Consider the following 18,877-nt stretch of genomic DNA (forward strand, 5'->3'; position numbering starts at 1 on the left):
CACGACAGGGAGCCCACTCCCTGTCGTGGGGAGGCCGTAAGTGAGCGAACCGGTCCGGTGCGGGCCCACGGCGACCATGCCGTGGGCCCGTACCGGACCGCGCGACTAATCCGTGGGCTCGACCCCGGCCCGCAGCAGACCGTAGGTGTACGCGTCCTCCAGCGCCTGCCAGGACGCGGCGATGACGTTCTCCGCGACGCCGACGGTCGCCCAGTCACCGGTGCCGTCGCCCGTGGTGATCAGCACGCGGGTGGTGGACTCGGTGCCGGTGCGGCCTTCCAGGATGCGGACCTTGTAGTCGACCAGCTCCAGCTTGGCGAGCTGCGGGTAGATCCGCTCCAGGCCGACGCGCAGCGCCCGGTCGAGGGCGTTGACCGGGCCGTTGCCCTCGGCGGTGGCGACGATCCGCTCGCCCTTCGCCCAGAGCTTCACGGTCGCCTCGTTGGCGTGCGTGCCGTCGGGTCGGTCCTCGACGATCGCGCGCCAGGACTCCGTACGGAAGTAGCGGCGTACCCGGCCCTCGGCCTCGGCGCGCAGCAGCAGTTCGAAGGAGGCGTCTGCGGCTTCGTACGTGTAGCCCTTGAGCTCACGCTCCTTGACCCGCTCCACGACCCGGCCGACGAGCTCGCGATTGCCCCCGAGGTCGATACCGAGCTCCTTGCCCTTGAGCTCGATGGAGGCGCGGCCCGCCATGTCGGAGACGAGCATCCGCATGGTGTTGCCGACCAGCGCCGGATCGATGTGCTGGTAGAGGTCGGGGTCGACCTTGATGGCGGAGGCGTGCAGCCCGGCCTTGTGGGCGAAGGCGGAAACACCCACATAGGGCTGGTGGGTGGAGGGCGTGAGGTTGACGACCTCGGCGATGGCGTGCGAGATACGGGTCATTTCGGCGAGTGCGCCCTCGGGGAGGACGCTTTTGCCGTACTTGAGTTCCAGGGCGGCGACGACGGGGAAGAGGTTGGCGTTGCCGACCCGCTCGCCGTACCCGTTGGCGGTGCACTGGACGTGCGTGGCGCCCGCGTCGACGGCGGCCAGGGTGTTGGCGACGGCGCAGCCGGTGTCGTCCTGGGCGTGGATGCCGAGCCGCGCGCCGGTGTCCGCGAGGACGGTGGAGACGACGGCCTGGACCTGGGCGGGGAGCATCCCGCCGTTGGTGTCGCAGAGGATGACGACGTCGGCGCCGGCCCCGTGGGCGGTCCTGACTACGTCCTTGGCGTACTCGGGGTTGGCGCGGTAGCCGTCGAAGAAGTGCTCGCAGTCGACGAAGACCCGGCGGCCCTGTTCGCGCAGGTAGGAGACGGTGTCGCGGACCATCTCCAGGTTCTCTTCGAGGGTGGTGCGCAGGGCGAGTTCCACATGCCGGTCGTGCGACTTGGCGACCAGCGTGATCACCGGGGCTCCGGACTCCAGCAGCGCCTTGACCTGGGGGTCCTCCGACGCCTTGGCACCGGCCCTGCGGGTCGCGCCGAAGGCGACCAGCTCGGCGTTCTTGAACTCGATCTCCTGCTGGGCCCGGGCGAAGAACTCCGTGTCGCGGGGGTTGGCGCCGGGCCAGCCGCCCTCGATGTAGCCCACGCCGAAGTCGTCCAGGTGCCGGGCAATGGTCAGCTTGTCCGCGACCGTCAGGTTGATGCCTTCACGCTGTGCACCGTCGCGCAGTGTGGTGTCGAAGACATGGAAGCTGTCGTCGGTGGGCTTGGCCTTGGTGGTCATGCTGGTCTGACTCCTGTCGGATGAGTGGATCCGGACGATTGGGCTCCACTTGCCCCCATCATCCCGCGCGCATCGCCCCGGCCGAGGTGAGGGCCGGAAAACGAAAAAACCCCTCGCGGGTGCGAGAGGTCTGCGCGCGGGTCTGGGGCACGGTGGCCGCTCCGTATGTGGTGGTACGGGACGGTCACTGCGGACCGGCGCGCCTGTTGCCAATAATCATGACGAACGAGGACACGGAGGCAGTCTCGCACAGCGCTGCCCCCGCACCGTCGGCCGTCTCAGGATGCGGGCGTGACGCTCGTCGCTCCGGCCGGCTCCGTCCGCCTGTCCTCGGGAGCCACCGTGCCGACCCGGTCCAGGTCGATGTCGCGGGTCTCGCGCATCGTCAGATAGACGACCAGGGAGACCGCGGCGCAGCCCGCTACGTACCAGTAGAAGCCGGACTCCATGCCGGCCTTCTTGAACCAGAGCGCCACGTATTCGGCGGTGCCGCCGAAGAGGGCGTTGGCGAGGGCGTACGGGAGGGCGACGCCCAGCGCGCGGATGCCGGTCGGGAAGAGCTCGGCCTTCACGCAGGCGTTGATCGAGGTGTAGCCCGTGACCACGACCAGGGCGAGCAGCGCCAACCCGAACGCGGGCCAGAAGGTGCCCGCGTGCTTCAGCATGGTCATGATCGGCACGGTCAGGAAGGTCGATCCGACCGCGAACGTGATCAGCAGCGGGCGGCGGCCGATCCGGTCGGACAGCATGCCCGCGAGCGGCTGGATGCACATGAAGACGAGCAGGGCGCAGAAGCTGACGAGCGAGGCCGTGGACTTCTCCATGCCTGCGCTCTTCGAGAGGAACTTGGTGAGGTAGGTCGTGTACGTGTAGTACGCGACGGTCCCGCCCATGGTCAGCGCCATCACCAGGAACGCCTCGCGCTTGTGCTGCCACAGCGCCTTGAGCGTGCCGCGGTCCTCCTGGTCGGCGGCGCCCGACTCCGCGTACACCTCGGTCTCCAGCATGGAGCGGCGCAGATAGAAGACGGTGGCCGCGCCGAGCGCCCCGACGATGAACGGGATGCGCCAGCCCCAACTGTGCAGGGCGGCATCGGACATGGTGCGCTGCAGGACGATCTGGAGACCGAGGCCGACGAGCTGCCCGGCGGTCATGGACACGTACTGGAAGCTGGAGGCGAAGCCGCGCCGGCGGGGTGCGGACGCCTCGGTGAGGTACGTGGCGCTGGCGGCGTACTCGCCGCCGACGGAGAGGCCCTGGAGCAGCCGGGCCACGAGCAGGACGGCGACGCCGCCGTAGCCGGCCACGGCGTACGTCGGCGCGACGGCGATGAGGATCGCCGAGGCCGACATGAGGGTGACAGTGAGCGTCAGCGCGGCCTTGCGCCCTCTGCGGTCACCGATCCGGCCGAGCATCCAGCCGCCGACCGGCCGCATGAAGAAGCCGACGGCGAAGATGCCCATGGTGTTCATGAGATTGGCGGTCTCATTGCCTTCGGGGAAGAACGAGTCCGCGAAGTAGACCGCGAAGGTCGCGTACACGAACCAGTCGAACCACTCGACCATGTTGCCGGCGGAGCCGACCCAGATCTTCTTCCACTGCTCTCGTCCCATGGTCTGTCACCGTGCCCCACCGGCCGGGAACGTAACAACCGTGCACGAGGCAACGATCGCGCGTACTTACGTGCGCTTCGTTCACGGTCGGGGGAACGGCCGCTTCGGTACGGGCAGTCCGCCGCACCCGATCGGCGGCGGGTTGCGGCCGGACGCGCTCGCGCCGATGCGGAGCCGACCGCCGCTGGGGTGGCGATCGGTGGTGTCAGCCGAGCGCCTCGTCCAGGAACTCCCGTACGTGAGTGAGGATCCCGCCCCGGTCGGTGCCCGGCAGGCCGATCGCCACATGGATGCTGAACCCGTCGAGCAGGGCGCGCAGCCGGGTCGCGAACCGATCGGCGTCCACGGCCCGGAACTCCCCGCGCGATCCGCCCTCCGCCAGCAGCGCCACGAGGTCCCGGTGCCAGGCCCCCTCGATCGCGACCTGCCGGGCGCGCGCGTCGGCGTCAGCGTTCTGCGAGCGGTTCCAGACCTCCAGCCAGAGCGTCCAGTGCGGGTCGCGGTGGCCGTCGGGGATGTACAGATCGACGTACGCGTCGAGCCGCTCGCGAACGGATGTCTGCCGGGCCAGCAACTCCCGCCGCTCGGCGCCGAGCCGGCCCTCGCTCCACTCCAGGGTCTGCAGGAGCAGCTCGTCCTTGGTGCGGAAGTAGTAGAGGAGATGACCGCTGCTCATGGAGACGTCACGGCCGAGCCCGGCCATGGTGAGCCCGTCGAGCCCGCGCTCGGCGATGCTGGCCATGGCGGCAGCCAGCACCTCCTCGCGGGGCGGGGCGGTGTTGCGGCGGCGCGGGGCGGGGGTCATCGGGCAGCTCCCCCGGTCCATCCGTCCGCCGGAATGTCCAGGTGCCCGGTCCGCTCGTCGAAGCAGACCGTGGGCGTGCGGTCCGGGTCCTCGTCCGGGACGATCGCGGTGAGGAAGGTGCGGCCGGCAGGGTCCGTCCCGGCAAGCTCCAGGTACCACGCGTCGTCCGGCACCGAGTAGCAGCGCTCGATCGCGTAGCCCTGTCCGGCTACCTGGAACTTGCTCGTCATGGATCAGACCTTAGACCGACCGGCAATTGGGGGGCGGCGTCACGGGGCTGGGCACGCACATCTGCCGCGTTGTCGTCAATCACCATGGCTCCGCCATGCCTCAATCCTCCGCCTTGCAGCTGCACGCACCCAACCCCGCTCCTTCACCCACCCCCCAATTGCCGGTCGGTCTTAGGCTGCTGCTGCGTGATGCAGTGAATGCCCCCACCGCCGGCAAAGATCGTACGGGCGTCGACCAGAGTCACGGTCCGTTCGGGGTGGAGACGGCGGAAAATACCTGCCGCGATCTCGTCACTGGGGTCGTCGAAGCCGCACAGCACCACGCCACCGTTGCAGACATAGTGGTTGATGTACGAGTAGTCGACCCAGTGATCGTCCTCGTCCCGCACCACAGTCGGGGCAGGGACCTCGATGACCTCCAGGGGACGCCCCTGAGCATCGGTCTGAGCCCTGAGCATCGCCACGTTCTCCTCGCAGAGCTCATGGTCGGGGTGGGACGGGTCCGGCTGGGTGTGGACGACGACGACTCCGGGGCCGGCGAACGTGGCGACGATGTCGACATGGCCGAGCGTGCCGAAGCCGTGGGGCGGGTAGTCACCGGTCAGGCCGCGCTTCAGCCAGATCGCCTTCGTGGTGCCGAGCTTGGCGTGGATCTCGGCCTCGACCTCCTCCTTGGTCCAGCCCGGGTTGCGCTCGGAACCGAGCTGGACGGTCTCGGTGAGGAGGACGGTGCCTTCGCCGTCCACGTGGATGCCGCCGCCCTCGTTGACGAGAGGCGAGCTGTGCACGGGTACCCCCGCGAGATCCGCGACATGGCGGGCGATCTTCGCGTCGTGTTCCCAGGTCGCCCAGTCCTGTGCACCCCAGCCGTTGAAGACCCAGTCCACGGCGGCCAATTGGGTGCCGTCTGTGACGAAGGTCGGACCGATGTCGCGCATCCAGGCGTCGTCCAGCTCGCGCTCGACCAGGTCGATGTCCGGACCGAGGAGGGCACGGGCGCCCTCCGACTGGCCCGGCCCGACGACCATGGTGACCGGCTCGAAACGGCGTACGGCCCGGGCCACCGAGGCCCACGCCTCGCGGGACTCGGCAAGGTCGTCACCGGTGAACGTGACGTTGGGGCCCGGCCAGGCCATCCAGGTGCGCTCGTGCGGGGCCCACTCGGGCGGCATACGGAAGGTCATGTCGTTGGACTCCTCAAGGCTGTGTGCTGGAAGGGTGTGTTCTTAGACCGACCGGCAATTGGGGGGCGGTCTTAGAGGAAATAGAGGCGGTTGAGGGACACCGATTCGGTGGGTTCCGAGCGCATCGGGGCACCGTCCAGCGTGACCAGCCCACTGCGCCCGTCCACCGCCACATCCCCGATGCGGGAGTTGAGCCGGAGATCCGCCGGGCCGATCCCGCGGGTGCCGCGCACGGCCACCCTGCGCCGTCGCGTCGGCATCAGGTCGGAGCCCAGCTCGGCCGCGGCCTTCGCCACGAAGGCCACCGAGATATCGGCGGGGGTCGCGCCGTGCCCCCCGAACAGCGGTCCCAGGACCAGCGGTTCACAGGTGTCGGTCGCTGCGTTGGGGTCGCCCGTCACGCCCCACGCCGGGAAGCCCGCCTTCAGTACCATCTGCGGCTTCGCCCCGAAGTACTGCGGCTTCCACAGCACGATGTCGGCGAGCTTGCCCACCTCGATCGAACCGATCTCATGCGCGAGACCGTGCGCGATGGCCGGGTTGATCGTCAGCTTCGCCATGTAGCGCAGCACCCGGGCGTTGTCGTCGTGCGCGCCGTCGCCCTCCATCGGGCCCAGCTCGGCCTTCATCTTCCCGGCCATGGCGAAGGTGCGTCGCACGGTCTCGCCCGCGCGCCCCATCCCCTGCGCGTCCGACGAGGTGATGCCGATCGCGCCGAGGTCGTGCAGCACGTCCTCGGCGCCCATCGTCCCGGCCCTGATCCGGTCCCGCGCCATGGCGGCGTCCCCGGGCAGGTCGGTCTTGAGGTCGTGTACCGAGACGATCATCCCGTAGTGCTCGGCCACCGCGTCCCGGCCGAACGGCAGAGTCGGATTGGTGGACGAGCCGATGACGTTCGGCACACCCGCCATCTTCAGGACGTTCGGTACGTGTCCACCGCCGCAGCCCTCGATGTGGAAGGCGTGGATCGTCCGGCCGTCCAGGACACGCAGGGTGTCCTCGACGGACAGACACTCGTTCAGCCCGTCGCTGTGCAGGGCGACCTGCACGTCGTGTTCCTCGGCGACGCGCAGGGCGGTGTCGAGCGCACGGGTGTGCGCGCCCATGTCCTCGTGCACCTTGAAGCCGGATGCACCGCCCTCGGCGAGCGCCTCCACCAGGGGCGCGTCGTCGGAGGACGAGCCGCGGGCCAGGAAGCCGATGTTGACCGGCCAGGCGTCGAAGGCGTTGAAGGCGTGGCGCAACGCCCACGGCGAGTTGACGCCGACGCCCCACACCGGGCCGAACTCCTGGCCGATGACGGTGGTGACCCCGGAGGCGAGCGAGGCCTCCATGATGCGCGGCGAGAGCAGATGGACGTGGGTGTCGACGGCACCGGCCGTCGCGATCAGGCCCTCGCCGGACACGATCGAGGTGCCCGTGCCGACGACGACGTCCACGCCGTCGAGCGTGTCCGGGTTACCGGCCCGCCCGATGGAGCAGATCCGGCCTTCGCGGATGCCGATGGAGACCTTGCGGATGCCTTGAACAGCGTCGATGACCAGCACGTTGCTGATGACGACGTCGCAGGTGTCGCGTACGGCCGCGGCCTTGAGGTGCAGCCCGTCGCGCGCGGTCTTGCCGAAGCCGGCCAGGAACTCGTCGCCGTGCGCCTGCGCATCCGACTCGACGCGCACCACCAGGCCGGAGTCGCCGAGAACGACCCGGTCTCCGGCGCGCGGTCCGTGGACCGATGCGTATTCGTCGGGGTCCATCAGGCGTCCTCCGCTCCCAGATAGCCGCAGGCCGCCGCGCGCCGCAGGGCCTCTTCCTTCGCGCCGGGCGCGTCCAGCGGTCCGTCGACCAGGCCGGCGAAGCCGATCGCGATCCGGGCGCCGCCTATCGGCGTCAGGCCGACCTCGGTCTCGCCGCCCGGGTCGAAGCGGACCGACGATCCGGCGGGGACGCACAGCCGCATTCCGTACGCCGCAGCCCGGTCGAAGTCAAGGCGCGGGTTGGCCTCGAAGAAGTGGAAGTGCGAGGTGACGCTGACCGGGACGGTCGCGGTGTTGTGCACGGTCAGCCGCAGCGCCGGCTCGGGCTCGGCGTGCGGCGGTGCGGGCAGTACGGCGCCGGGTGCGGCGTCGCCGAGCCCTCCCCCGATCGGCTGCGAGACGACCGCGAGCCGGGACCCGTCGTCGAAGACGGCCTCCACATGCACCTCGGTGACCACATCCGCCACACCGGGCAGGACGTCGTCGGGCCCCAGCACGCCGCGCGCGGCCTCGATCGCCTCGGCGAGCCGCTTTCCGTCCCGGGCCGCCTCGCAGACGGTGTCCGCTATGAGCGCGGTCGCCTCGGGGACATTGAGCCTCAGTCCACGCGCCCGGCGCGCCCGTGCCAGTTCGGCGGCACCGAAGAGCAGGAGCCGATCTCGCTCGGTAGGGGTAAGTCGCACGTCAGTACACCTCCAATTTGAACACCACTCTAATCAAGATTTCCCCATCCGAGAACCACTGACGGAGAGCTGGAGAACTGCTCTTAGGCTCACATAGAGCGGCACTCAAACTGTCGAGCGTCAGGGGCGACCTCATGTCGGTAGAGCCGCCGAATCCGCGATGACGTCGTTCGTCCTGCTGCTGACGGCCATCGGCACCCCGTGGGCGGTGATCACCCTGATCGGCTTCGTCCGATGTCGCGGTGTCTACGACTCGGAGGCCCTCCAAGTCTTCAACCGGCGCTCGCGCGGCGGCGCCTACTGGTACACGGCCGGCTGGAACCTGCCCGCCACGGCCTCCTGGGCCCTGGGCGCGGCAGTGGGCATCTCCGCCGTCTCGCTGCCCTCGTACGAGGGTCCGCTGCTCTCCCTGACCGGCGGGGTGGACTGCAGCTTCCTGCTGTCGGTCCTGGTGGGCGGTGTCGCGTACACGACGCTGACGCGGGGCAGGCGTACGGAGCCCGCGGTGTCGGCCGACACGGAGGCACAGCCGTCCGCCGTGTCCTGAACAGGAACGACGACGCCCGCCCCGGCTGCTGCCGGGGCGGGCGTCGCGGTATGGGACCGTGGCTCAGCCGAGCGGGTGCATCCAGCCGTGCGTGTCCTGCGCGACGCCGCGCTGGATGTCCAGCAGGCGCTCGCGCAGCTTCAGCGTGACCTTGCCGGGCTCGCCCTCGCTCTGGGTCCACTCGCCGCCCGCGGACTTGACGATGCCGACAGGGGTGATGACGGCGGCGGTGCCGCAGGCGAAGACCTCGGTGAGGGTGCCGTTCTCGGTGTCGGCACGCCACTGGTCGATGGAGACGCGACCTTCCTCGGACTCGTAGCCGAGGTCGCGGGCGACCTGGAGCAGCGAGTCACGGGTGACGCCGGCGAGCAGGGAGCCGGTCAGGGAGGGGGTGATGATCTTGTTCCCGTACACGAAGTACAGGTTCATACCGCCGAGTTCCTCGACCCACTTGTGCTCCACGGCGTCGAGATAGGCGACCTGGTCGCAGCCCTTCGCGGACGCCTCGGCCTGGGCGAGGAGGGACGCCGCGTAGTTGCCGCCGGTCTTGGCGTCGCCCATGCCGCCGGGGACGGCGCGGACGCGGTCCTCGGAGAGCCAGATCGAGACCGGCTTGACGCCACCGGGGAAGTACGCGCCGGCGGGCGAGGCGATGACGATGAAGAGGTATTCGTTGGCGGGCCTCACACCGAGGCCGACCTCGGACGCGATCATGAACGGGCGCAGGTAGAGCGACTCCTCGCCGCCGTGGGCCGGAACCCATGCCTTGTCCTGCTGGACCAGCGCGTCGCACGCCTCGATGAACGTCTCGACCGGGAGCTCCGGCATGGCGAGCCGGTGTGCGGAACGCTGGAAACGCTTGGCGTTGGCCTCGGGGCGGAAGCTGGCCACCGAGCCGTCGGGCTGGCGGTAGGCCTTGAGCCCCTCGAAGATCTCCTGCGCGTAGTGCAGGACGTTGGTGGCGGGGTCGATCGACAGCGGGCCGTAGGGAACGAGCTGGCCGTCGTGCCAGCCGCGGCCTTCGGTCCACTTGATGATCACCATGTGATCGGTGAAGTAGCGGCCGAATCCGGGGTTGGCCAGGATCGCCTCGCGCTCCGCGTCGGACAGCGGGGTCGAAGAGGGCTTGAGCTCGATCGTGGGCGTCGTCATGAGTGCGTGTCCTTCACCGGTTTTGTGTGTGATGGACCGCGCTCACGCCGGCTCCTGTCAGACAGGTGCTGGGACGTCCGAGCTTTACCGCTAGCCACGGCCCGTTCGATTATCTCTCGCGGGGACCCGTGCACGAAATGACGTGATAGCGGTCCAGGGTTCGATGGTGGCACCCGGGACCACACAGGAGAAGCCGCCGGGTGCGGTGGGGACCCGGCGGCTTCGAAGTGGAGTCGTCGGGTCAGCTCGCTACGCGTACCGCGAGCGCGTCACCGATTTCCGAGGTCGTACGAGGGGTGTCTCCCCCAGAGCCTGAAGGGCCTGGGAGGTGCCCCCCTCGCTCCGCGAGGTCGGCGGAGACGGCCTCCTCGATGCGCGCAGCCTCGGCCTCGTAGCCCAGGTGGCGCAGCAGGAGGGCGACGGAGAGCACCGTGGCCGTGGGGTCGGCCTTGCCCTGCCCCGCGATGTCCGGGGCGGATCCGTGGACCGGCTCGAACATCGAGGGGAACTCGCCGCTCGGGTTGATGTTCCCCGAGGCCGCGACGCCGATGCCGCCGGAGACGGCCGCGGCGAGGTCGGTGATGATGTCGCCGAAGAGGTTGTCGGTGACGATCACGTCGAAGCGCTCGGGCTGCGTGACGAGGAAGATCGTCGCCGCGTCCACGTGCAGGTAGTCGGTGGTGACGTCCGGGAACTCGACCGCGACCTTGTTGAAGATGTTGGTCCACAGGTGCCCGGCGTGGACCAGCACGTTGTTCTTGTGGACCAGCGTCAGCTTCTTGCGCGGGCGGGCCTGGGCGCGGGCGAAGGCGTCACGGACCACACGCTCGACACCGAAGGCGGTGTTGACCGAGACCTCGGTGGCGACCTCGTGCGGGGTGCCGGTGCGGATCGAGCCGCCGTTGCCGGTGTACGGACCCTCGGTGCCCTCACGGACCACGACGAAGTCGATCTCCGGCTGCCCCTTGAGCGGTGTCGCGACACCCGGGAGGAGCTTCGACGGCCGCAGGTTCACATGGTGGTCGAAGAGGAAACGGAGCTTCAGCAGGAAGCCGCGCTCCAGGACGCCCGACGGGACCGAGGGGTCACCGATCGCGCCGAGCAGGATCGCGTCGTGCTGCTTGAGCGCCTGGACATCGGCGTCGGTGAGGGTCTCACCAGTCGCGTGGTAACGCTTGGCGCCGAAGTCGAATTCCTTGGTCTCCAGCTTCACATCCTGCGGGAGAACGGCGTTGAGGACCTTGAGGCCCTGAGCCACGACCTCCTGGCCGATACCGTCACCGGGGACCACTGCGAGATTGATGCTGCGAGTCATGTCGGCACCCTACTCTCCGTCCCACCTTGTGACATTTCACGTCCACTATACGGACGCACGGGGAGTTGTGCGGGTGCCGTTCACCCATCCGATGGGATGGTGTCAGCACACGGGTGGATGTTCTGGCCATGGGCATCTCTCGCTTCGGCATCCCAGAGAAGCTCGCCGACCGCATGACCATGGCGGAGCAGCACGACCATCTGCGCACCCGGCTGACCCGGCGCGGCGTGCTGCGCACGAGCGTGGCGACCGCGGCCGTCGCCGGTGCCGGTGTGAGCACCGGGCTCGCGGCCTCGCCCGCCTCCGCCGCACCCACGGTGCTCACCTCGCGCACCTCCACCCAGGCGGACGGCTCGCCGGTCTTCCGGGTCCAACCCGGGCGGCATGCCCGGTTGAAGGTCACCGCGCCCGCCGAGTCGGGCGAGCGCGGTGACCACTTCGAGATCAGCCGCGGCTGAGCACTGCCGGACGGACCGGGCTCAATGGCCGGTGGAGCCGCCGTTGTCCCTTCGGTCGAGGGCTCGCTGCAGGGCGGCGGCGGCATTCTGGCGCTCCGACTCGGTCGGGCGGTGGGTGTGTCGGACGCGGCGGACAGTCGTCTCGGCCATGGTGGATCGACTCCTTGAGATCGCGAGGATTTCGAGATCGAAAAAACGTGAGCGTGATTTCGAGATCGGGATTTCGAGGCGCCGGAAGGGGCGGGAAGCGGATGCCGCAGGGGTTACCTGCATGGGGGCACACGCTCACGACCGCCAGTCGCTGGATCTAGCGAAACGTTCGGCTTCTACAAAGCTAGGACAGCTCGGCCGGTCTGTCTCCACAATTACTCGGACTTCCTACTATCTGAGACGGGGGTTTACGGCCTGCCGCCCGCAGTTCCCGGATCAGAGCCCGGACGGCGAGGGATTGTGCCTGCTCAGGGATGGCGACATGGCCGACGGAGCGGGTCGGCCGCTCCGGTCCGAGATCAGCGATCTCGACGTTGTCGGGTACTCCTTCGAGGGAGAGCTGCGGCATGATCGCCATTCCGAGACCACGGGACACCATCGAGAGCACCGCTCCGCCGTCCTCAGCCTCCATCGTTGCCCGCGGGCAGGTTCTCCGCCCTGCGCGACCACGGGCGGATCGCCCGGGTCGGCGCGATCACCCAGTACCACCCCGCGGACCGGCCACCGGCCGCCCCGCGCAACCTGTACGACGTGGTGGGCAGGAGCCTGCACCTGGAAGGGGGGTTGGTCCGCAACTACCGGAATGTGCAGTGAGAGTTGGTGACCGGTCACGGCCCGACGGTCAGGTCCTGGAGGCCCACCACACGCAGCAGCTGCAGCCGTTCGTACGCGTCCGTGCCGGGCCGGGCCGTGTGGATGACCAGCACCTGTCCGTGGTCGGCGCTGAGCAGCGCCTCGCATTCCAGGTCCAGCTCCCCGACGACCGGGTGCACGAACCGCTTGTGCTCGGCGCGCCGCACGGCGACCACGTGCTCGGTCCACAACAGATCGAACTCATCGCTCGCCGCCCGCAGTTCATCGACGAGCGCGATGAGCGCGACATCATCGGGGCGGGCGGCGAGCACCGCGCGGAGCTGGCCGACATGGCTGCGGGAGTGCGCCTCGTGGTCCTCGGCCGGGAAGAGCGCCCGCCCCTCGGGGGCGGTGAACCAGGACCGGATGATGTTGTACCCCGGCTGGTGCTCACCGGTCAGCGCCACGGCCATGGCGTTCTGGGCGAGGACCTCCCCGCGGTCGCTCAGGACCTGGGCGGGTGCGTCGTGCAGCCGGTCGAGGACCATCAACAGCCCGGGGCGCACATGCTGGGTGGGGCCGTGGCGGTCGCTCGGCGGCTCCTCCCCGGCCAGCCGGAAAAGGTGGTCGCGCTCGTCCTCGCTCAGCCGCAACGCCCTGGCCACTGCGGAGAGCATCTGCCGCGAGGGGCGTGAGCCGCGGCCCTGCTCCAGGCGTGTGTAGTGGTCCACGGAGGCACCGGTGAGATGGGCGACCTCCTCCCGCCGCAGACCCGGGGTGCGTCGCCGGGAGCCGGCGGTAAGCCCCACGTCGGCCGGTTCGAGGCGGGCGCGGCATCGGCGCAGAAAGTCGGCGAGTTCCGATCGGTCGAGGTCCACGTCCCCAGCATGGCTCGTGCGCGGATCCGTATCCAGGGAGTGCCGGTCCCCGGATAGCCGCGTCTCTGCCGCCGGCCGGCGACCCGTCGCAGGGTGATGGACATCGGAAGCGACGAGAGGAACCGATGATGCTGATTCTGGTGACGGGTGCCACGGGTGAGGTCGGCCGACGTTTCGTACCGCGGCTGCTGCAGCGGATCGCCCCCGGTGACACGGTGCGGGTGATCGTGCGGGACGAGGAGCGGGGTACGCCCTTCGCGGCGCTGGGGGGCGAGGTCGTCGTCGGTGACCTGCGGGACCCGGAGGACGTACGGAAGGCGCTGGCCGGAACGGACGCGGTGGTGAACATCGCGGCGGCGTTCCGCGGGGTGCCGGACGAGGAGGCGTGGGCGGTCAACCACGCCGCCGCGGTGGCGCTGGGCCGGGCGGCCGTGGAGGCGGGCACGCAGCGATTCGTGCAGGTCGGCACGAACCTCGCGTACGGCGCGGGGCGCGGCAGGCCGCTGACGGAGGACGACGCCCCGGTGCCGGGCGGGCAGCTGTGGGGTGCGTACACCGAATCCAAGGTGGCGGCCGAGGAGGGCCTGCTCGCGCTCCACCGCGACCACGGGCTCGATGTCCGGATCGCCGTCCTGGCCTTTGTGTACGGCGAGGGCGACCCGCACCTCGCGCAGTCGATGGCCTGGGCCGGGCAGTGGGCGGCCACGCAGCGGCTCGCGATGGTGCACCACGCGGATGTCGCGCAGGGACTGCTGCGGCTGCTGTACGCACCGGGCCCGGCGGGTCGCCGCTACAACTTCTCGGACGACGCGCCGGTGACGGCGGTGGAGCTGCACCAGCTCAACGGCGTCGCGTTGCCGGCCGAGTCGGCGGACCGGGTCGACCCCGACCCGTGGTACGGAATCACGTCGACGCTGCGGGCCCGGGACGAGCTGGGCTTCCGGCCGCTGTATCCGTCGGTGTGGACGGCGCGGGACGCGGGGGCCCTGTAGGGATCAGAACACGTCGCCGTCGCGCCAGTCGAAGATCAGCTTCCGGGACGGGGAGGGCAGTGGGCGGCTGCCCGCCGCCCTGACGTACGTGCTGCCCTCCTCGTCCGGCAGCAGCTCCACCCGGCTCAGCCCCTGCACGCCGATCCGCCCCTGCCACACCCGCCAGCCACGCGCCGCGTACAGGCCGGCCCCGGTGGCGGAGGCGCCGGTCATGGAATCCGCCCCCGTCCGGCTGGGGGGAGCCGGACGGGGGCGGGACTTGTGGCGGGGTGCGGGCGTGCCGCACCCCGAGGGCGTCAGCCCTGGTGGGGGTAGGTGTAGTCGGTCGGCGGGACCAGCGTCTCCTTGATGGCGCGGGTCAGCGTCCAGCGCTGCAGGTTCTGCGGGGCGCCCGCCTTGTCGTTCGTACCCGAGGCACGGCCGCCACCGAAGGGCTGCTGGCCGACGACGGCACCGGTCGACTTGTCGTTGATGTAGAAGTTGCCCGCGGCGTACCGCAGCTTCTCCATCGTGTGCGCGGCCGCGGCGCGGTCGTTCGCGATGACGGAACCGGTCAGCGCGTAGTCGGAGACCGACTCCATCTGCTCCAGCATCTCGTCGTACGCGTCGTCCTCGTAGACGTGCACGGCGAGGATCGGGCCGAAGTACTCGGTCGTGAAGACCTCGTTCGAGGGGTCGCTGCACTCGATGACGGTCGGGCGGACGAAGTAGCCCACGGAGTCGTCGTACGTGCCGCCCGCGATGATCGTGCAGGACGGGTCGGACTTGGCACGGTCGATCGCGGCCTTGTTCTTGGCGAACGAGCGCTCGTCGATGACGGCACCGATGAAGTTCGACAGGTCGGTGACGTCACCCATGGTGATGGAGTCGACCTCGGCGGCGAACTTCTCCTTGAAGCCGGAGTTCCAGATGGAGGCCGGAACGTAGGCGCGGGAGGAAGCCGAGCACTTCTGGCCCTGGAACTCGAAGGAGCCACGGGTCAGCGCGGTCTTCAGGACGGCGTGGTCGGCCGACGGGTGGGCGACGACGAAGTCCTTGCCGCCGGTCTCGCCGACGAGCCGCGGGTAGGTGCGGTAGTTGGCGATGTTGTTGCCGACCGTCTTCCACAGGTGCTGGAAGGTCGGGGTCGAACCGGTGAAGTGGATACCGGCCAGGTCGCGGTGGTTCAGGGCCACCTCGGAGACGGCGATGCCGTCGCCGGTCACCAGGTTGATGACACCCTTGGGCAGACCGGCCTCCTCCAGGAGCTGCATCAGCAGCACCGCGGAGTGGGTCTGCGTCGGGGACGGCTTCCACACGACGACGTTGCCCATGAGGGCGGGGGCGGTAGGCAGGTTGCCCGCGATGGCCGTGAAGTTGAACGGCGTGATCGCGTAGACGAAGCCCTCGAGCGGGCGGTGGTCCATGCGGTTCCACACGCCCGGGGAGTTGGCCGGGGGCTGCTCGGCGAGGATCTGGCGCGCGTAGTGCACGTTGAAGCGCCAGAAGTCGACGAGCTCACAGGGGGTGTCGATCTCGGCCTGCTGGGCGGTCTTCGACTGGCCGAGCATCGTGGACGCGGCCAGCGTCTCGCGCCAGGGGCCGGACAGCAGCTCGGCAGCGCGCAGGATGATCGCGGCGCGGTCGTCGAAGGACATCGCGCGCCACGCCGGGGCAGCGGCGAGGGCGGCGTCGATCGCGTCCTGGGCGTCCTGCTCGGTGGCGCCGGCGAAGGTACCGATGACGGCCTTGTGGTTGTGCGGCTGCACGACGTCGAAGCGCTCGCCGCCGCCCATCCGCTTCTCGCCGCCGATGGTCATCGGCAGGTCGATCGGGTTCTCGGCGAGCTCCTTGAGCTTCACCTCCAGGCGGGCACGCTCCGGGGAGCCCGGGGCGTAGGAGTGGACCGGCTCGTTGACCGGCGCGGGGACCTGGGTCACAGCGTCCATGAGTGCCTTGTCTCCTTGCTTCAGCGGGGTGGGGGGCAGCGGGGGGCGGGCGGGTCAGCCCTTGGTGAGGATGGAGCGGGCGAAGAACAGCAGGTTGGCCGGCTTCTCTGCGAGGCGGCGCATGAAGTAGCCGTACCAGTCGGTGCCGTACGCGGTGTAGACACGCATCCGGTGCCCCTCGGCCGCGAGCCGGACGTGCTCGTCGCTGCGGATCCCGTACAGCATCTGGAACTCGTACTCATCCAGTTTGCGCCCGGCCTTGCGTGCCAGCTCCTGGCTGATGGCAATCAGCCGCGGGTCGTGGGACCCGATCATCGGGTAGCCCTCGCCGTCCATCAGGATCTTCAGGATGCGGACGTACGCCTTGTCGATCTCGGCCTTGTCCTGGTACGCGACGGAGGCGGGCTCCTTGTAGGCGCCCTTCACGATGCGGACGCGGCTGCCTGCGGCGGCGAGGCGGCGGGCGTCCTCCTCGGTGCGGAACAGGTACGCCTGGATGACACAGCCGGTCTGCGGGTAGTCCTTCCGCAGCTCCTCGTGGATGGCGAACATCGAGTCGAGGGTGGTGTGGTCCTCGGCGTCCAGGGTGACCGTGGTGCCGATCGCCGCGGCGGCCTCGACGACGGGGCGCACGTTGGCGAGCGCCATCTCGTGGCCGCCGTCCAGCGCTTGGCCGAACATCGACAGCTTGACGGACATCTCGGCCCTGGTGCCCAGGCCGAGGTCCTTGAGGCGGTCGATCAGCTCCAGGTAGGCGTCGCGCGCGGCGGTGGCCTGCTCCGGCGTGGTGATGTCCTCGCCCACGACGTCGAGGGTGACCTCCAGGCCCTTCCCGGTGGCGTCCTTGATGATCGGGACGACCTGCTCGACCGTCTCACCGGCGATGAACCGGTCGACGACCTGCTTGGTCCCCGGGGCGGCCGAAATGAATCGGCGCATCTTGTCACTGCGCGACGCAGCGAGAATCACGGGAGCCAGCACGGGGCACCTCCAACGGAAAGGTATGTACGAGGGCCGTATCGGCAGGAACTGAATCAGACCGGTACAGCACGGAGAACCACCGTGAAATCTAAGGATCTCCCCGATCCTGTGCCATCGACAGCTGTCACGTATCCGAGCACTGGATCTCAGACATATGTCTGAAGTGGGTGCGAGAATGGCTGGGTGAAGGGCGATTACCAGGAGCTGGTCGACGAGATCTCCGCGCTGCTCGGCGTCCCCGCCACGCTGGAGAACCGGGACTTCGGCCTGGTCGCCTTCGGGGCGCACGACAGCGACGACGACACGGCGATGGATCCGGTCCGCACCCGGTCGATCCTGACCCGGCGCTCCACCCCGGCAGTCCGCGCGTGGTTCGAGGGCTTCGGCATCGCCCGAGCCACCGGCCCGGTCCGGATCCCCGCCGCGCCGGAGGCGGGTGTGTTCCGGGGCCGGATCTGTCTGCCGGTACGCCATCGGGGGGTCGTGCTCGGTTACGTATGGCTGCTCGACGCGGACCCCGGGCCGACCGACGAGCAGCTGACCGCGGCGATGGACGTGGCGGCCCGGATCGGGGCGCTGCTCTCCGACGAGGCGCGGGCCGGCACGGACCTGTCCCGGGAGTTCGGCGCGGTGCTCACCGCCGGGCGGGGCTGGCAGCGCGACATGGCGGTCGCCGCGCTCCGGGAGGCGCTGGGCCCGGACGCGGACGGCCTGCACACGGTGGTCTGTGTGACGCCGTGGCCGGACGAGACCCCGTCGGCCCGTACGGTGCCGTCGGCTGCGGCGCTGTCCACCGTCCCGTCACCGGCGCGGGCGGGCACCCTGTCGCTGGCCGCGCTGGTCCGGCTGCGCTCCTCCGACGTGCTCGACCCGGCTGTCGCGGCCGCGGACCGGCTGCGGACCACCGCGGGCCGCACGGCGACCGCCGGAATCGGAGTCCCCCGCCGAGGCCTGCCGGAGCTGGCCCCGGCCTGGCACGAGGCCGCGGCCGCGGCCCGCGCGGCGGCCGCGGAGTCCCGCCTCGGCCCGGTCGCCGAGTGGTCGGCCATCGGCCCGTACCGTCTGCTGACCTCCCTCCCGCCAACCACGGACACCGCCCCGGACCTCACTGTCCGGACGCTGCTCACCCCGCCCCACGCGGAGCTGGCCCGCACCGCCGAGGTGTTCCTCGACTGCGCGGGCCAGGCGAGCCGGACGGCGGCCGAGCTGGGCATCCACCGTCAGACGCTCTACTACCGGCTGTCCCGGGTCGAGCAGCTCACCGGCCTGGACCTCAACGACGGCGAGGACCGGCTGCTGCTGCACATGGCGCTGAAGGGTGCCCGGCTCTGAGCCCCGGCCGCGCTCAGTGCGCCACCCGCTCGTCCGTGCCGGCCACCTTGGCAGTGCTCAGCGCGATGCGGTTCCAGGTGTTGATCGTGAAGATCAGGGCGAGCAGCCCGGCCAGTTCGGCCTCCTCGAAGTGGGCGGCCGCGCGGGCATAGACCTCCTCCGGGACGCCGCCCCTGGAGACCAGGGTGACGGCCTCGGTGAGGGCGAGCGCCGCCTGCTCCTTCTCCGTGAAGAAGTGCGCGGCCTCCGGCCAGACGGCGACCATGTGCAGCCGCTCCTCGCTCTCACCGGCCTTGCGGGCGTCCGTGGTGTGCATATGGAGGCAGTACGCGCATCCGTTGAGCTGGGAGGACCTGATCTGGACCAGCTCGACGAGTGCGGGGTCCAGGTCCTGGCGGGCGGCGGCGTCGAAGCCGATGAGGGCCTTGAACGCCTTCGGCGCGGCCTTGGCGAAGTTGATCCGAGGGGTGCGGGTGACTGCGTCGATGTTCGTCATGCCCACTACGCTACGGAGCCGGGCGACCTCGCA

General features: G+C 69.9%; 18 protein-coding genes and 3 pseudogenes. 5 read left to right on the top strand and 16 right to left on the bottom strand.

Annotated elements, in window-relative coordinates; all coding sequences use genetic code 11:
• Positions 1-105 precede the first annotated feature (105 nt).
• The 7 genes from cimA to ureA form a co-directional block, all read right to left on the bottom strand.
• The gene (gene cimA / locus OH809_RS13350) at positions 106-1,713 is read right to left on the bottom strand and encodes a citramalate synthase (protein ID WP_406422194.1); all 1,608 of its coding nucleotides are present in this window, start codon (positions 1,711-1,713) and stop codon (positions 106-108) included.
• A 278-nt stretch (positions 1,714-1,991) separates the two neighbouring features.
• Positions 1,992-3,326, bottom strand: a complete 1,335-nt coding sequence (locus tag OH809_RS13355; RefSeq protein WP_406515127.1) for an MFS transporter — start codon at positions 3,324-3,326, stop codon at positions 1,992-1,994.
• Positions 3,327-3,531: 205 nt separating this feature from the next.
• Positions 3,532-4,131 carry a TetR/AcrR family transcriptional regulator gene (locus tag OH809_RS13360; RefSeq protein ID WP_406422192.1) on the bottom strand — a complete coding sequence of 200 codons (600 nt, stop codon included), beginning with the start codon at positions 4,129-4,131 and terminating at the stop codon, positions 3,532-3,534.
• The gene (locus OH809_RS13365; protein WP_406422191.1) at positions 4,128-4,361 is read right to left on the bottom strand and encodes a hypothetical protein; all 234 of its coding nucleotides are present in this window, start codon (positions 4,359-4,361) and stop codon (positions 4,128-4,130) included. Before OH809_RS13365 ends, OH809_RS13360 begins: the two co-directional genes overlap by 4 nt.
• 143 nt (positions 4,362-4,504) lie before the next feature.
• The gene (locus tag OH809_RS13370; protein WP_406422190.1) at positions 4,505-5,545 is read right to left on the bottom strand and encodes an agmatine/peptidylarginine deiminase; all 1,041 of its coding nucleotides are present in this window, start codon (positions 5,543-5,545) and stop codon (positions 4,505-4,507) included.
• A 71-nt stretch (positions 5,546-5,616) separates the two neighbouring features.
• On the bottom strand, positions 5,617-7,299 hold the full coding sequence (locus OH809_RS13375) for an urease subunit alpha (RefSeq protein ID WP_406515128.1): 1,683 nt from the start codon (positions 7,297-7,299) through the stop codon (positions 5,617-5,619).
• Positions 7,299-7,982 (bottom strand): urease subunit gamma, encoded by a 684-nt coding sequence (gene ureA / locus OH809_RS13380; protein ID WP_406515129.1) that lies wholly within the window; start codon positions 7,980-7,982, stop codon positions 7,299-7,301. The genes OH809_RS13375 and ureA overlap by 1 nt, the downstream gene beginning before the upstream one ends.
• A 148-nt stretch (positions 7,983-8,130) precedes the next feature.
• Between ureA and OH809_RS13385 the strand changes: the two are divergent.
• Positions 8,131-8,529, top strand: a pseudogene (locus OH809_RS13385) (cytosine permease); the annotation flags it as partial.
• 63 nt (positions 8,530-8,592) lie between these two features.
• Here the strand turns inward: OH809_RS13385 and OH809_RS13390 are convergent.
• Both OH809_RS13390 and OH809_RS13395 read right to left on the bottom strand, forming a co-directional pair.
• Entirely contained in the window at positions 8,593-9,681 is a 1,089-nt protein-coding gene (locus OH809_RS13390) for a branched-chain amino acid aminotransferase (protein WP_406422187.1), read from the bottom strand.
• A gap of 241 nt (positions 9,682-9,922) precedes the next feature.
• Positions 9,923-10,996 carry a 3-isopropylmalate dehydrogenase gene (locus OH809_RS13395; RefSeq protein ID WP_406515130.1) on the bottom strand — a complete coding sequence of 358 codons (1,074 nt, stop codon included), beginning with the start codon at positions 10,994-10,996 and terminating at the stop codon, positions 9,923-9,925.
• A 128-nt stretch (positions 10,997-11,124) separates the two neighbouring features.
• Here OH809_RS13395 and OH809_RS13400 point away from each other — a divergent pair, with 128 nt between their 5' ends.
• The gene (locus OH809_RS13400; RefSeq protein WP_406515131.1) at positions 11,125-11,454 is read left to right on the top strand and encodes a hypothetical protein; all 330 of its coding nucleotides are present in this window, start codon (positions 11,125-11,127) and stop codon (positions 11,452-11,454) included.
• A 21-nt stretch (positions 11,455-11,475) separates the two neighbouring features.
• Here OH809_RS13400 and OH809_RS13405 read toward each other — a convergent pair whose 3' ends face one another.
• Entirely contained in the window at positions 11,476-11,604 is a 129-nt protein-coding gene (locus tag OH809_RS13405; RefSeq protein ID WP_093772350.1) for a hypothetical protein, read from the bottom strand.
• A 184-nt stretch (positions 11,605-11,788) separates the two neighbouring features.
• A pseudogene (locus OH809_RS13410) lies at positions 11,789-12,088 on the bottom strand (LysR substrate-binding domain-containing protein); the annotation flags it as partial.
• On the opposite strand from OH809_RS13410, the pseudogene OH809_RS13415 reads away from it, so the two are divergent.
• Positions 12,088-12,255 (top strand): annotated as a pseudogene (locus OH809_RS13415) (NADP-dependent oxidoreductase); the annotation flags it as partial. The pseudogenes OH809_RS13410 and OH809_RS13415 sit on opposite strands and share 1 nt — an antisense overlap.
• 17 nt (positions 12,256-12,272) lie before the next feature.
• Here the strand turns inward: OH809_RS13415 and OH809_RS13420 are convergent.
• Entirely contained in the window at positions 12,273-13,115 is an 843-nt protein-coding gene (locus tag OH809_RS13420) for a helix-turn-helix transcriptional regulator (RefSeq protein WP_406422184.1), read from the bottom strand.
• Positions 13,116-13,243: 128 nt separating this feature from the next.
• Between OH809_RS13420 and OH809_RS13425 the strand changes: the two genes are divergently transcribed.
• The gene (locus OH809_RS13425; RefSeq protein WP_406422183.1) at positions 13,244-14,107 is read left to right on the top strand and encodes an NAD-dependent epimerase/dehydratase family protein; all 864 of its coding nucleotides are present in this window, start codon (positions 13,244-13,246) and stop codon (positions 14,105-14,107) included.
• A 3-nt stretch (positions 14,108-14,110) separates the two neighbouring features.
• On the opposite strand, the gene OH809_RS13430 is transcribed toward OH809_RS13425, so the two are convergent.
• The 3 genes from OH809_RS13430 to OH809_RS13440 all read right to left on the bottom strand — a co-directional run bounded on the left by OH809_RS13430 (position 14,111) and on the right by OH809_RS13440 (position 17,016).
• Entirely contained in the window at positions 14,111-14,320 is a 210-nt protein-coding gene (locus OH809_RS13430; RefSeq protein WP_406515132.1) for a hypothetical protein, read from the bottom strand.
• An 83-nt stretch (positions 14,321-14,403) separates the two neighbouring features.
• A complete protein-coding gene (gene pruA / locus OH809_RS13435) occupies positions 14,404-16,035 on the bottom strand; it encodes an L-glutamate gamma-semialdehyde dehydrogenase (protein WP_406422181.1) in 1,632 nt (543 codons plus the stop codon).
• A 54-nt stretch (positions 16,036-16,089) separates the two neighbouring features.
• Positions 16,090-17,016 (bottom strand): proline dehydrogenase family protein, encoded by a 927-nt coding sequence (locus OH809_RS13440; protein WP_406422180.1) that lies wholly within the window; start codon positions 17,014-17,016, stop codon positions 16,090-16,092.
• 183 nt (positions 17,017-17,199) lie between these two features.
• Between OH809_RS13440 and OH809_RS13445 the strand changes: the two genes are divergently transcribed.
• Entirely contained in the window at positions 17,200-18,348 is a 1,149-nt protein-coding gene (locus OH809_RS13445) for a PucR family transcriptional regulator (RefSeq protein ID WP_406422179.1), read from the top strand.
• 13 nt (positions 18,349-18,361) lie between these two features.
• On the opposite strand, the gene OH809_RS13450 is transcribed toward OH809_RS13445, so the two are convergent.
• Positions 18,362-18,844 carry a carboxymuconolactone decarboxylase family protein gene (locus OH809_RS13450; RefSeq protein WP_406422178.1) on the bottom strand — a complete coding sequence of 161 codons (483 nt, stop codon included), beginning with the start codon at positions 18,842-18,844 and terminating at the stop codon, positions 18,362-18,364.
• Between the last annotated feature and the right edge of the window lie 33 nt (positions 18,845-18,877).

The sequence above is a fragment of the Streptomyces sp. NBC_00873 genome, assembly GCF_045207415.1.
In the GTDB taxonomy this organism is placed as follows: Bacteria; Actinomycetota; Actinomycetes; order Streptomycetales; family Streptomycetaceae; genus Streptomyces.

What these genes read in the sequence shown, in the direction of transcription:
- pruA (WP_406422181.1), bottom strand. Translation starts at nt 16,035, where the DNA reads ATGGACGCTGTGACCCAGGTCCCCGCGCCGGTCAACGAGCCGGTCCAC.
- cimA (WP_406422194.1), bottom strand. Translation starts at nt 1,713, where the DNA reads ATGACCACCAAGGCCAAGCCCACCGACGACAGCTTCCATGTCTTCGAC.
- OH809_RS13365 (WP_406422191.1), bottom strand. Translation starts at nt 4,361, where the DNA reads ATGACGAGCAAGTTCCAGGTAGCCGGACAGGGCTACGCGATCGAGCGC.
- OH809_RS13450 (WP_406422178.1), bottom strand. Translation starts at nt 18,844, where the DNA reads ATGACGAACATCGACGCAGTCACCCGCACCCCTCGGATCAACTTCGCC.
- OH809_RS13360 (WP_406422192.1), bottom strand. Translation starts at nt 4,131, where the DNA reads ATGACCCCCGCCCCGCGCCGCCGCAACACCGCCCCGCCCCGCGAGGAG.
- OH809_RS13390 (WP_406422187.1), bottom strand. Translation starts at nt 9,681, where the DNA reads ATGACGACGCCCACGATCGAGCTCAAGCCCTCTTCGACCCCGCTGTCC.
- OH809_RS13355 (WP_406515127.1), bottom strand. Translation starts at nt 3,326, where the DNA reads ATGGGACGAGAGCAGTGGAAGAAGATCTGGGTCGGCTCCGCCGGCAAC.
- OH809_RS13425 (WP_406422183.1), top strand. Translation starts at nt 13,244, where the DNA reads ATGCTGATTCTGGTGACGGGTGCCACGGGTGAGGTCGGCCGACGTTTC.
- OH809_RS13375 (WP_406515128.1), bottom strand. Translation starts at nt 7,299, where the DNA reads ATGGACCCCGACGAATACGCATCGGTCCACGGACCGCGCGCCGGAGAC.
- OH809_RS13370 (WP_406422190.1), bottom strand. Translation starts at nt 5,545, where the DNA reads ATGACCTTCCGTATGCCGCCCGAGTGGGCCCCGCACGAGCGCACCTGG.
- OH809_RS13405 (WP_093772350.1), bottom strand. Translation starts at nt 11,604, where the DNA reads ATGGCCGAGACGACTGTCCGCCGCGTCCGACACACCCACCGCCCGACC.
- OH809_RS13400 (WP_406515131.1), top strand. Translation starts at nt 11,125, where the DNA reads ATGGGCATCTCTCGCTTCGGCATCCCAGAGAAGCTCGCCGACCGCATG.
- OH809_RS13395 (WP_406515130.1), bottom strand. Translation starts at nt 10,996, where the DNA reads ATGACTCGCAGCATCAATCTCGCAGTGGTCCCCGGTGACGGTATCGGC.
- OH809_RS13430 (WP_406515132.1), bottom strand. Translation starts at nt 14,320, where the DNA reads ATGACCGGCGCCTCCGCCACCGGGGCCGGCCTGTACGCGGCGCGTGGC.